Source organism: Methylobacterium sp. ME121 (assembly GCF_000974725.1).
Lineage (GTDB): Bacteria > Pseudomonadota > Alphaproteobacteria > Rhizobiales > Beijerinckiaceae > Methylobacterium > Methylobacterium radiotolerans.
The window spans coordinates 40,084-51,997 of record NZ_BBUX01000001.1; the positions used below are offsets into that span (position 1 = coordinate 40,084).

Sequence of the window (11,914 nt, forward strand, 5' to 3'; positions counted from 1 at the left end):
TTCGCCCGGCCGCAAACGGGCGCTTGCTGGCCTTCCGACCCTGCGCGCCCCGGCACCGGCCTCGGGGACGGCCGGGCCAGGGAGGCGGACCTGCCCTTCGGCTCGCCATGGACGGTCCCCGTCCGTCAGGCGCCGGAAACCTGGACGGCCACGGTTGGTTGTAAGTCATGCCCGGGTTGGGGCCGGCTTGGCACCCAGGACGCGCCTGGCGCCGAGGTTCGGGAGCGGTGGACGTGCGAGATCGGAACGCGACGCAACGGGTTCCGACGGATGCCGGTCTCCTGCTCGCCGCGGTCGAGGCCAGCGGGGAAGCCGTCCTCATCACCTCCGCCGAGCTCGAAGAACCCGGTCCGCGCATCGAGTACGTGAACCCGGCCTTCACCCGCATGACCGGCTACAAGGCGGAAGAGGTCCTGGGCTAGAACCCCCGCCTCCTCCAAGGCTCGGGGACGGGCCGCGCCGTCCTCGACCGGATGCGCGCGGCGCTTGCGGCCGGCGAGCCGTTCCAGGGCGAGGCCGTAAACTACCGCAAGGACGGCTCGACCTACACGGTCGAATGGCTGATGACGCCCGTGCGCGACCCCGACGGGCGGATCGCCCACTGGGTCTCGGCGCAGCGCGACGTCACCGAACGGCACGCGGCGGAGGAAAACCAGGGCCTGCTCGTCCGCGAACTCCATCACCGCGTCAGGAACACCCTCGCGACCGTCCAGGCGGTGCTCAACGCGAGCCTGCGCTCGTCGATGGGGCTGGCGGACTTCCGGCAGGTGTTCGCCGGCCGCATCGCCTCATTGGCCAAGACCCACACCCTGATCACCGACGCGCGGACGCAGACCGTGTCGTTCGAGGGACTGCTCCGGACGGAGCTTGAGGCTTACCTGGAGCCGGGCCGCTCGCGCGTGTCGCTGCAGGGCCCCCCGGTTCCGCTCGCGTCCGAACTGGCGGTCCCGGTCGGGATGGCGCTGCACGAGTTGACCATCAACGCCATCCGGCACGGCGCGCTTGCCGACCCGGACGGTCGCCTGGAGGTGACCTGGACGATCGACGAGAGCCCCGCCGGACCGGTCCTGCGCTGGACCTGGGACGAGCATGACGGGCCGCCCGTGGCGCTGCCGAGCCGGGAGGGGTTCGGCATGGAATTGCTCGACGGGTTGCTGACGTACCGTCTCAAGGCGAAGGTCGACGTCGCCTTCGACCCGGACGGCCTCAGGGTGAGCGCCGCCGTCCCGCTGCCGCGCGTGCGGTGAGGGAAGCGCGGCGGCCGTCGGAACGTCGCCAGGCGCAAGTGGCGGACTTCGGCATCCTGGCCCACCCCACACCGGTCTCCCCTCGCCTCAGCCGCTCCCTCCCTATCGACCATGAGGACGCTCCCATGCCTGCGTCCGGGCACCACGGGCGACGGTGTCGCGGAGAACAACACGCGAGGGCCACCTGTGCTAGGTGTGTGGCATGCCCGCCCGACGCGACCGCCCCACTGCCTTGACCGCCCCCGTCGCCGCCCGCAACGGCAGCCCATCGGCCAAGCGGATGCACACCCGCACGGGCGAGCCGACGCGCACGGCCGTGCGAACGTTCCGCCTTCGTGCGGAGGCACCCGGGCAGCCCGGCTCGACGGTTCGGCCGTCACGACGCCGGGACCGAGCCTGAACCGATGACCACGAGGGCTTCGCTGTTCGCGGCAGGCGGCTCCATGGGCGCGCTGATGGGCGGCCACGACTGGGCGACCACCTCGCTCGGGCCGCCGCGGCACTGGCCGCAATCGCTCGTGACCCTGATGCGTGTCATGCTCAACTCGCGCCAGCCGATGTTCATCGCCTGGGGGTCCGACCGCACGCTGGTCTACAACGACTCCTACGCGCCCATGCTGGGCGCACGGCATCCCGCGGCCCTGGGCCGCCCGTTCTTCGAGACCTGGCCGGAGGTCCGCGACGAAGTCGGCGCGCTGATGGACCGCGTGTTCGCGGGCGAGCCCGTGCACATGGACGACCTGCAACTCACGCTGCACCGGAACGGTTACCCGGAGGAGGCCCACTTCTCCTTCTCCTACACGCCGGTGCCTGGGGACGATGGCCGGACCGTCGGCCTGTTCTGCGCCTGCACGGAGACGACCCGGCAGGTCCTGACCGAGCGCGAGGCCGCGTCCGAGCGGCAGCGGCAGCAGGCGTTGCTCCAGCAGATGCCCGGGTTCGTCGCCGTCCTGGGCGGCCGGAAGCATGTCTTCGAGTACGTCAACGACGCCTACATCGCCGTCGCAGGCCAGCGGGACTACATCGGTCGACCAGTCCAGGATGTGTTCCCGGAGTTGCGCGACCAAGGCTTCTTCGAGCTGCTCGACCGGGTCTATGCGACCGGCGAGGCCTTCGCGGCTCGGACCGTCCCGATCCGCTTCGTCGAGGATGACGACCGGTACCTCGACTTCCTATACCAGCCCATCCGCGATGAAGCGGGGACGGTCACCGGCATCTTCGTGGGCGGTTACGAGGTCACCGAGGAGGTGCGCTCGCGGGCCGCACTCGCCGAGAGCGAAAGCCGTTACCGCACCCTGTTCGAGACCATCGACGTCGGGTTCTGCATCATCGCGATGAAGTTCGACGAGACGAACCGGGCCGTCGACTATCGCATCACCGAGGCCAATCCGGCCTTCGAGCGGCAGACCGGCGCGAACGTGACCGGGCGCTGGGTCAGCGAGTTCGCACCGAACCTTGAGCCCCAATGGCTGGAGACATACGGACGCGTCGCGCTGACCGGCCAGCCCGCGCACCTTGAGAGCTGGGCCGAGGTGTTCGGGCGTTGGTTCGACGTGCGCGCGCTGCGCGTGGGCGACCCCGCGGCCCACCGGGTCGCCGTCTTCTTCACCGACATCTCCGAACGCAAGCGCATGGAGGAGGCGCTGCGCGTCCTGAACGCCAGGCTTGAGCAACAGGTCTCCGAGCGCACGGCTGAGCGCGACCTCCTCGCCACCATCGTCGAGCGCACCGACGTGATGGTGATGGCGGCGGACCTCGACTACACCATCCTGGCCATCAACAAGGCCAACGCGGACGAGTTCGAGCGCATCTACGGCGTCCGGCCCAGGGTCGGCGACAACATGCTCGACCTGCTCGCCGACCAGCCAGAGCACCAGGCCCAGGTCCGTGCCGGTTGGGGCCGTGGCCTGGCCGGGGAGGAGGTCACGATCATCGAGGATTACGGCGATCCCGACCGTGTCCGTCCGTACTACGAGATCAGCTTCCGGACCCTGCGCAACGAACGGGGCGAGCGCATCGGCTGCTACCAGTTCGTGACGGACGTCACAGAGAGGTTGCGCGACCAGGCCGAGCTCGCGCAGGCGCAGGAGGCGCTGCGCCAGTCCCAGAAGCTGGAGGCGGTCGGGCAGTTGACCGGGGGCGTGGCGCACGACTTCAACAACCTGCTGACCATCATCCGTTCCTCGGTGGACTTCCTTCGAAGGCCCGACCTACCGGAGGAACGCAAGGGCCGCTACCTCGACGCGGTCTCCGAAACCGTCGAACGGGCCGCCAAGCTGACCGGCCAGCTCCTGGCCTTCGCGCGGCGGCAGGCGCTCAAGCCCGAGGTGTTCGACGTGGGCCAGCGGGTGCGCGGCATCGCCGACATGCTCGATACGGTCACCGGCGCCAGGGTTCGCGTCCTCACCGAGGTGCCGGACGAGCCCTGCTTCATCAGGGCCGACCTGAGCCAGTTCGAGACCGCGTTGGTGAACATGGCCGTCAATGCCAGGGACGCCATGGACGGTGAGGGTACGCTGACCCTGCGCCTCGTGCGCGGCGCGGCCCTGCCCGCCATCCGCGGTCACGCCGGCTCGGACCAAGCGTTCGCGGCCGTATCGCTGACCGATACGGGCCTGGGAATCCCACCGGAGCGGCTCGGTCAGATCTTCGAGCCGTTCTTCACGACCAAGGAGGTCGGCAAGGGCACTGGCCTCGGTCTGTCCCAGGTGTTCGGCTTCGCCAAGCAGTCCGGCGGCGACGTCGACGTGCGCAGCACGGTCGGAGAAGGCGCGACGTTCACGCTCTACCTTCCGGAGGTCACGCCGGAGGAGCGGCCGGCGAATGCCTCGCGCCCGGACGACGGAATGGCTCCCCTCGGCGCTGGGCAGTGCGTCCTGGTGGTGGAGGACAACGTCGGGGTCGGCCAGTTCGCCACCCAGATCCTGGAGGACCTTGGCTACAGCACGACCTGGGCGGCCAACGCCGAGGAGGCGCTGGATCGGCTCGGGCGGACCGGCAACGGGTTCGACCTGGTGTTCTCGGACGTGGTCATGCCCGGCATGGGCGGCATGGCCCTTGCCAAGGAGCTGCAGCGTCGGCTGCCCGGCCTGCCGGTGGTGCTGGCCTCGGGCTACAGCCACGTGCTCGCCCAGGAGGGCACGCACGGGTTCGAGCTATTGCACAAGCCGTACTCGGCCGAGCAGTTGGGCCGCATCCTGCACCAGGTCCTCGGGCTCCGGTCCGGGCATCGAACGCGCGTGACCGAGCAACGAACGTCCTGACGCCGCGTTCTGCGCTCATCCCCCGACGGCGGCATCATGGGACCGCGGATCGGTGGAGGGCGGGAAACGGTTGGAACGGTGGCCGGCGAGACGGTGCAGTTCAGCGCGACGCAGCGGGAGGCCGGCGACGGCGCGCCCGGGGCGACGGCGGCCTTCCCGTACGACCGGATGACCATGGAGCGGTTCCGCGCCGCGTTCCTTTCTCAGGATCCACACTGGGACTCCAGAGCCCACGGGACGCCGCGTCGCGTCGTAACCTGCCCTTATGCAAATGGGCCGCCGCAGCAGTGACGGTGAATGTCCGTTATTGGGGAGCGGGCGAGGCCGCCTGAATGACTGGGGTGGGCGCCAAGCCGAATGTCCGGTTCTGCGCGCGATCGAGATCCGGCAGGACTCAGTCTGGCCGAAAGCGGAATGGTTGCTTCCAAGTGGGGGCGCTTAAAAAGCGGACGGCCTTCTCTCGACCCAGCTAAACCGAAAGGTACCGGTCTGCTTCGGTGATGATGGGCGCCTTCCGCGCGGGTGGTGCACTTCATTGGAACGAGAGTTCCTGGCCCGAACCGGTGACCTTGCCGGTATGTACCGTTATGGCCAGACGGACTAGACACGCTATATTAGGAGTCTCTAAATAATCTCGAATGTCTGATTCAGGAGCACCGCGAATGGACGCCGTCACGCCGAACGACCTGATGCGGCTCCAGGACAAGGCCAGCGACGCGGCGCGCCTGCTTCGGCTCCTCGCCAACGAGAAGCGCCTGCTCATTCTTTGCCTGCTTGTCGCCCGCGGCGAGATGGACGTGACGAGCCTCGCCGAGGCGGTCGAGCTCAGTCAGTCGGCGCTCTCGCAGCATCTCGCCAAGCTGCGCGAAGACGGGCTGGTCGCGTACCGCCGCGAGAGCCAGACGCTCCACTACCGGCTCGAGGACCCCCGCGCCGCCCGGGTGCTGGCGACGCTCAAGGACATCTTCTGCCCGGAACTCGGCTGACCGCATCAGGCGCGAAGGATCTCCACCTCAAGCCCCGGGCGATCCGGCCGGTTGCGCAGCCGCAGGCTCAGACCGCTCCTGCGGGACGCCATCTCGGCGATGGCGAGCCCAAGCCCGCTCCCGGTGGCGCTCTTGTGGCGGCCGCGGAAGAAGCGCGTCGTGACGTGCGGCAGTTCCTCGGCGGGGATCCCCGGCCCCTCGTCGCGCACGAGCATGCCCTCCCCATCGGGACGGGCCAGCCATTCCACCGTGCCAGCGTCCATGTGGTGCACGGCGTTCTCGTGCAGGTTGCGGACCGCCAGGCGCAGGCTCTCGGCATCGGCCCGCAGGGTGTAGCCGCGCAGCCCTGGGTCGATCAGGGTTCGGACCCCCGCGGGCATCCGCATGCCATCCACGGTCTCGGCGACCAGCGCCCCTACGTCGACCTCCGCCAGGGTCGGCGACTCCCCGGCGGCGTCGAGCCGGGCCGCGTCGAGCAGTTGCCGGACGAGGCGGGTGGTACGGTCCACGGCCGCCAGGATCTGGCGCAGCGCCGCCTTGGCAACGTCCGGGTCGGTGGTGGCCATGGCGACCTGGGCCTGGGTCTTCAGCCCGGCCAATGGCGTGCGCAGCTCGTGCGCCGCGAAGGCCGTCACCTCTCGTTCGTGCCGGCGCGCAGCCTCGACCTTGAGGAACAGCCCGTTGAGGGCGTCGGCCAACGGCCGGACCTCGGCGGGGGTCCGCCCGGCGTCGATGGCGCTCATGTCGTCGGCGTCACGGCCCGCGAGGTCCCGGGCCATCAAGCGCAAGGGGCGCAGGCCCCGCCCGAGGCTCGCCCAGATCAGCATGCCGAGGAACGGGACGACGAGGAGCGCAGGGGTGACGAGGCCCATGATGAGATCGGTCACGAGGCGCTCACGCAGGCCCAGGCGGTCTCCGACCATGACCCGCACGCCCTTCTCGGCGTCCTCGACCGTGAAGACCCGCCACGTCTCGCCGTCGACCTCGCGCTCGGAGAAGCCGGCCGGCGCGTCGGTCAGGCGCCGCTCCGGGGCTCCGCTCGACCGCGCCACCATGCGCCCGTCGAGCGACCAGATCTGGCAGGACAGCTGCCGCTCGTAGGCCGTCGGCCCCGGGAAGGTGGATGGTGTTCCGTCGGAAGTCGTGCCGCCGACCGCGCCCACCAGGGAGCCGACCATACGCGCGGCCTCCTGCAGTCGGGTGTCGAGGACCTGCTCCACCTCGCGCTTGGAGCCGAGGTAGATCCAGGCGACCGCACTGAGCCAGATCAGCCCGGTCGCGAGGAGCAGGATCGCGAAGAGCCTGACGCGCAGGGATGTCATGCCGACGCCCTCATCCGGTAGCCGAGGCCGCGCACCGTCTCGATGGCATGCTTGCCGATCTTGGCGCGCAGGTTGTGCACGTGGACCTCGACGGCATTGCTCTCGACCTCCTCCTGCCAGCCGTAGAGGCGTTCCTCCAACTCGGCCTTGGAGCGGAGCACGTCCGGGCGTTCCATCAGCGCCGCCAGCACCATGACCTCGCGCCGGGACAGGCCGACCGGCACGCCGTCGACCGTCACGGCGAGGCTGCCGGGATCGAGCCGGATGCCCCCGTGCTCCAGGACGGCGGCGGCCCGCCCCGAGGCCCGGCGGACGACGGCGCGGATGCGGGCCGAGAGTTCGTCGAGGTCGAAGGGCTTGCCGAGATAGTCGTCGGCGCCGCCGTCGAGCCCGGCGATCCGGTCGGCCACCGCGTCGCGAGCGGTGAGCAGGACGACGGGCGTGCGGTCCTTCCGGCCGCGCAGGCCGCGCAGCACGTCGAGGCCGGAGCCATCGGGCAGCATCAGGTCGAGCACGATGGCAGAGAACGCGCTCGTGGCCAGCGCCGCCTCGGCGTCAACGCAGGTCCCGACGCAATCGACCGTCGCCCCGCCGAGGCCGAGCCCCGCCCTGAGCCCGTCCGAGAGGATGGGATCGTCCTCGACGACGAGGATGCGCATGCGTGTCTCCCCTGACCGTCCCGCATCCTCCGGGCCCGGCTTAAGCCTGGCTTAAGCTGCGTTTCCGACCTGCGGCGGGCCGATCCGGACCCCGCCCATGCCGAACGTATTAGCCCACCTCTTCCTCGCCGCCCTTGTCTGGGCGGGCGCATCGCCCTGGTTGCCGGTATGGTCGCAGGACCTCGCCGGGCGGCAGTCGCCCTTCACTCTCGTCGCGACACGGGACGCGCACCTCTCGCTCCACCTCCGCTGGACCATCGCGCCCGGCACCTATCTCTATCGCGACAGGATCCGCGCCGAGGCCGGTGCCGGCGCGGAGCTTCCCGTCACCACGCCGACCGCCGAGACAAAGGACGACCTGAACTTCGGGCCGACGGAGGTCTACCACGACTCCGTGGAGGCCATCGTGCCCGGCGCGGCGCTGGCCAGCCTGCGGGAGATCCGGGTCATCTACCAGGGCTGCGCCGAGCGGGGCATCTGCTACCCGCCGGTCACGAAGCGGCTGGACCTGGCCTCCCTGGCGAACGCCGGCGCATCACCGGCCGGCGGAGCCGCCCCCGCCGCCGAGCCGGCAGACGCGACGGTCGCCGCCGCCTCCCGCCAGGACGTCTTCCCCGCCGGGCCGGCCGCCCTCCTCGTCGGCAACCTCGTCGGCGTCCTGGCGGGCATGTTCGGGCTCGGCCTCCTGCTGGCGTTCACCCCCTGCGTGCTGCCGATGGTGCCGATTCTGTCGGGCATGATCGTCCGCTCGGGCCAGGGCCTCACGCCGGGGCGGGGCCTGGCGCTGTCCGGAAGCTACGTCCTCGCCATGGCGGCGGCCTATGCCAGCTTCGGCGTCGCGGCGGCGTGGCTCGGCCGCAACCTGCAGGTCGCCCTCCAGACCCCTCTCGCCCTCGGCCTGATGGCCACCGCCTTCGTCGCGCTGGCACTGTCGATGTTCGGCCTGTTCGACCTGCAGGCGCCGCGCTGGTGGCGGGACCGCTTCGGCGCCCCGGCGGCGGAAGGTGGGTCGGTCGCCGGGGCCGCGTTCCTCGGCTTCAGCTCGGCCCTCGTCGTCGGTCCCTGCGTGACGCCACCCCTTGCTGCCGCCCTGCTCTACGTCGCCCAAACGGGGGATGTCCTGCGCGGGGCGCTGGCCCTCTTCGCCCTCGGCCTCGGGATGGGTGCGCCGCTGGTGCTCGTCGGCGCGTTCGGCGCCGGCATCCTGCCCCGGTCCGGCCCCTGGCTGGTGCGGGCGAAGCAAGCATTCGGCCTCGTGTTCCTGGCTCTTGCGGCCTCGCTCGTGACACGCTTGCTGCCGGACGTGTTGTCCCTCCTGATTTGGGCGGCGCTCGCCATCGGCACCGGCATGGCGCTCGCGGTGCTGACCACGAACGGTCGCCCGTCACCCGCCGGTCGCGCGGCGGGCTTGGTCGCCGTCGCCTATGGCGGCCTCCTCCTCCTCGGGGCTGCCACGGGCGCGGACGACCCGCTGCGGCCGCTTGCCGGCCTCGCCCCGTCGCATCCGGGCCACATCGCCGAGGCGCGGACGGTCTCCACGCTCACCGCCTTCGAGGCGGCCCTCCTGGCGGCCCGAGCTGAGGGCAAGCCGGTGCTTGTCGAGTTCGCCGCCGACTGGTGCACCGTCTGCAAGACGAACGAGCGGACGGTCCTGGCGGACGCCGGCATCCGGGAGAGGCTCAAGGCCGTCTCGGTCATCCGGGCCGACGTCACCCGTGACGACGACGCCACCCGCGCCCTGATGCGTCGCTTCGAGGTGGTCGGTCCGCCGACCCTCATCCTGATGCGTCCCGACGGCGGCGAGGTCCGGGAGGCCCGCACCGAGGGCGAACTCACGGTCGAGGACCTGAAGCGCCGCCTCGCCCTCGTCGGAGCCTGAACTGCCTCTTCCGAGCCACCCATACCCACGGAGACCGTCATGCACCGCCGGACCCTGCTCGCCCTAATCCCCGCCATCGCCCTCGCGCCCGCCCTGCTATCGCCGCACACGGAAGAGGCCTTCGCCCAGGGCATCGACCAGAACGCCATCCTCAATGACCCGGAGGCGCCGGTCTCGGGCAACCCGAAGGGCGACCTGACCATCGTCGCCTTCCTCGATTACAACTGCCCCTTCTGCAAGAAGGCTGAGCCCGACCTTCTCCGGCTGGTGAAGTCGGACGGGCGCATCCGCCTCGTCCACAAGGATTGGCCGATTCTCGGCGACGCCTCCGTCTACGGCGCCCAGCTCGCCCTCGCGGCGCGGTACCAGGGCCGCTACGACGACGTGCATCGCGCGCTGATGGGCATCCCCGGCCGTAAGATCCCGAAGGAGCGGATGCTGGAGGCGGTCTCCGCCTCGGGCGTCGACATGGCCCGCCTGGAGGCGGATCGGACGTCCCACCAGGGCGAGATCGCCGCCCTGCTCCAGCGCAACCTCGACCAGGCGGACGCCCTCGGCCTGCAGGGGACGCCGGTCTTCCTGATCGGCCCGCTCAAGGTCGCGGCCGCCCTCGACTACGACGGCTTCAAGCAGGCGGTGGCCCAGGCACGCGCCAAGGGCCGCTCGTGATGCGGCGGGTGATGCGCCTAACGGCGCTCCTCGCGCTCGCCGCGGGGGTCGGAGCCTGCTCGGCCTCGATGGGCGCCCCCGGCCCGGTCGCCGGGGCGGGGGCGCGCCTTCCGGCCGATGCCGTTCGTCGCTACGCGGCCATCACCGACGAGCCGTTCCCGGTCGATGCGGTCGAGCCACGCGACCTGAAGGCCCGCAACGTCCGCCAGGTTGTCGACTATCCGACCAAGCAGCCACCGGGCACGCTCGTGGTCGACCCCTACCGGCGCTTCCTCTACCTCGTCATGGAGGGCGGCAAGGCCATGCGCTACGGGGTCGGCGTGGGCAAGGCCGGCTTCGAGTTCACCGGGGAGGCGACTGTCGCCCGCAAGGCGTCCTGGCCGCGCTGGACGCCGACCCCCGACATGCTCAGGCGTGACCCGGAGCGGAACGGGCGCTGGGCCGGCGGGATGCCAGGTGGCGCACGCAATCCCCTCGGGGCCCGCGCGCTCTACCTGTTCAAGGACGGCAAGGATACGCTCTACCGCATCCACGGCACCACCGAGCCCTGGAGCATCGGCGAGGCGGTGTCCTCGGGGTGCATCCGCATGCTCAACCAGGACGTCATCGACCTGCACCGCCGCGTACCTACGGGCACGAAGGTCGTCGTGCTTGGGTCGCACGGCACCGCCCAGGCCGCGCGGCCGGCCGCGCCGGAGACGACCGGCAGCCTCGACCGTGCGCGCCTCGACGACCTATCCCGCGGCGCCTCGGAGGCGCCCGAACCCCTGACGGACGACGGAGTGGCGGATGACGACGGTCTTTAGGAGCCTGGCGCTGGCGGTCGTCCTCGCGACGATGGGCATCGGAACGGTTCGTGCCGGCTCGGAGGCGCCGGCCGGCTACTACGCCGACCAGAAGGTGGTCTACCACAATGGCGGAAGCGGTCCGGACGAAGCAGCCTACTTCAAGCGCCTGCTCGCCAACCTGCGCAACCACGTCGAGGCCGTGGGCAAGGCGCATGTCGAGATCCGCGTGGTGAGCCTCGGTTACGGCGTCGGCCTCTTCCAGTCGGCCGCGAACGACAAAGAACTCGCCGGCCGCATCGACGCCCTCAAGGGGATGGGTGTGCGGTTCCTGGTCTGCGCCAACACCCTGCGCGAGCGGAAGATAGACCGCACCACCCTGTACGGCGTCGGCGAGGACGACCTCGTGCCGAGCGGCGTCGCCGAACTGGCGCGCCTGCAGGCCATGGGGTTCGCATACATCCACCCCTGAGGCCTTACACCGCTTCGGCAATCGACCGCGAAGACCTGATCGTGTGCCGCCGCACCTGACTCTAGGGCGCTTGTCCGCCGGACCATCTTTCCGCTTGTCATTACATTAGAAGATGCTAATTGAGTGTCATCTAATGTTTTGCGTGGGGCAGTAGTCCCCGCGGCCGGACCGGGCGCTTCCCGGACCGCACTTTGGGACAGATTGAGATGGAAGGCTTCACCCCCGTCAGCGCAATTCTCGGCGGAGCGATGATCGGCGGGTCCGCCTCGCTGCTGCTCATCCTCAACGGACGCATCGCCGGCATCAGCGGCATCCTCGGCGGCATCCTGGCCCCGCCCTCGGGTGAGACCGCTTGGCGGGCGGCCTTCGTGGCAGGCCTCGTCCTCGCACCACTCGCCTATGCCGGCCTGGGGGGCAGCCTTCCGCCGGTGACGGTCGAGGCGTCATTCCCGCTGCTGATCCTCGCGGGCCTGCTGGTCGGGTTCGGCGCGCGCCTCGGCTCAGGCTGCACCAGCGGCCACGGAGTCTGCGGCATCGGCCGCGGCTCGCCCCGCTCGCTGGCCGCGACCGGCATCTTCATGACCGTCGCCGTCCTGACCGTCCTCGTCATGCGCCATCTCGTCGGAGCCTGA

10 protein-coding genes and 1 pseudogene are annotated in these 11,914 nt (G+C 70.5%); 9 read left to right on the plus strand and 2 right to left on the minus strand.

Going from position 1 to position 11,914, the window contains the following annotated elements; translation table 11 throughout:
- Positions 1-233 precede the first annotated feature (233 nt).
- The 4 genes and pseudogenes from ME121_RS32960 (at position 234) to ME121_RS00200 (ending at position 5,496) form a co-directional block, all read left to right on the plus strand.
- Positions 234-422: a PAS domain-containing protein gene (locus ME121_RS32960; protein ID WP_245295892.1), complete on the plus strand. Its 189-nt coding sequence runs from the start codon at positions 234-236 to the stop codon at positions 420-422.
- Positions 423-464: 42 nt separating this feature from the next.
- Positions 465-1,247, plus strand: a pseudogene (locus tag ME121_RS00185) (HWE histidine kinase domain-containing protein); the annotation flags it as partial.
- Between the two features lie 404 nt (positions 1,248-1,651).
- Entirely contained in the window at positions 1,652-4,510 is a 2,859-nt protein-coding gene (locus ME121_RS00190) for a PAS domain-containing protein (protein ID WP_059407786.1), read from the plus strand.
- Positions 4,511-5,172: 662 nt separating this feature from the next.
- Positions 5,173-5,496, plus strand: a complete 324-nt coding sequence (locus ME121_RS00200) for an ArsR/SmtB family transcription factor (RefSeq protein WP_059407790.1) — start codon at positions 5,173-5,175, stop codon at positions 5,494-5,496.
- A 5-nt stretch (positions 5,497-5,501) separates the two neighbouring features.
- Here ME121_RS00200 and ME121_RS00205 read toward each other — a convergent pair whose 3' ends face one another.
- Positions 5,502-6,818, minus strand: coding sequence for an ATP-binding protein (locus ME121_RS00205; RefSeq protein WP_059407792.1), 1,317 nt, complete (start codon positions 6,816-6,818; stop codon positions 5,502-5,504).
- Positions 6,815-7,477: a response regulator gene (locus ME121_RS00210; protein WP_059407793.1), complete on the minus strand. Its 663-nt coding sequence runs from the start codon at positions 7,475-7,477 to the stop codon at positions 6,815-6,817. The genes ME121_RS00205 and ME121_RS00210 overlap by 4 nt, the downstream gene beginning before the upstream one ends.
- 97 nt (positions 7,478-7,574) lie before the next feature.
- On the opposite strand from ME121_RS00210, the gene dsbD reads away from it, so the two are divergent.
- The 5 genes from dsbD to ME121_RS00235 all read left to right on the plus strand — a co-directional run bounded on the left by dsbD (position 7,575) and on the right by ME121_RS00235 (position 11,914).
- On the plus strand, positions 7,575-9,356 hold the full coding sequence (gene dsbD, locus ME121_RS00215; protein WP_059407795.1) for a protein-disulfide reductase DsbD: 1,782 nt from the start codon (positions 7,575-7,577) through the stop codon (positions 9,354-9,356).
- 39 nt (positions 9,357-9,395) lie between these two features.
- Positions 9,396-10,025: a DsbA family protein gene (locus tag ME121_RS00220; RefSeq protein ID WP_059407797.1), complete on the plus strand. Its 630-nt coding sequence runs from the start codon at positions 9,396-9,398 to the stop codon at positions 10,023-10,025.
- Positions 10,025-10,831 (plus strand): L,D-transpeptidase, encoded by an 807-nt coding sequence (locus ME121_RS00225; protein WP_059407799.1) that lies wholly within the window; start codon positions 10,025-10,027, stop codon positions 10,829-10,831. The genes ME121_RS00220 and ME121_RS00225 overlap by 1 nt, the downstream gene beginning before the upstream one ends.
- Entirely contained in the window at positions 10,815-11,282 is a 468-nt protein-coding gene (locus tag ME121_RS00230) for a DsrE family protein (RefSeq protein ID WP_059407801.1), read from the plus strand. The genes ME121_RS00225 and ME121_RS00230 overlap by 17 nt, the downstream gene beginning before the upstream one ends.
- Before the next feature lie 206 nt (positions 11,283-11,488).
- On the plus strand, positions 11,489-11,914 hold the full coding sequence (locus ME121_RS00235) for a YeeE/YedE family protein (protein ID WP_059407803.1): 426 nt from the start codon (positions 11,489-11,491) through the stop codon (positions 11,912-11,914).

Excerpts from the sequence above, each read along its gene's own strand:
- ME121_RS00190 (WP_059407786.1), top strand. The coding sequence starts at position 1,652 with ATGACCACGAGGGCTTCGCTGTTCGCGGCAGGCGGCTCCATGGGCGCG.
- dsbD (WP_059407795.1), top strand. The coding sequence starts at position 7,575 with ATGCCGAACGTATTAGCCCACCTCTTCCTCGCCGCCCTTGTCTGGGCG.
- ME121_RS00205 (WP_059407792.1), bottom strand. The coding sequence starts at position 6,818 with ATGACATCCCTGCGCGTCAGGCTCTTCGCGATCCTGCTCCTCGCGACC.
- ME121_RS00230 (WP_059407801.1), top strand. The coding sequence starts at position 10,815 with ATGACGACGGTCTTTAGGAGCCTGGCGCTGGCGGTCGTCCTCGCGACG.
- ME121_RS00220 (WP_059407797.1), top strand. The coding sequence starts at position 9,396 with ATGCACCGCCGGACCCTGCTCGCCCTAATCCCCGCCATCGCCCTCGCG.
- ME121_RS00210 (WP_059407793.1), bottom strand. The coding sequence starts at position 7,477 with ATGCGCATCCTCGTCGTCGAGGACGATCCCATCCTCTCGGACGGGCTC.
- ME121_RS00235 (WP_059407803.1), top strand. The coding sequence starts at position 11,489 with ATGGAAGGCTTCACCCCCGTCAGCGCAATTCTCGGCGGAGCGATGATC.
- ME121_RS00200 (WP_059407790.1), top strand. The coding sequence starts at position 5,173 with ATGGACGCCGTCACGCCGAACGACCTGATGCGGCTCCAGGACAAGGCC.
- ME121_RS00225 (WP_059407799.1), top strand. The coding sequence starts at position 10,025 with ATGCGGCGGGTGATGCGCCTAACGGCGCTCCTCGCGCTCGCCGCGGGG.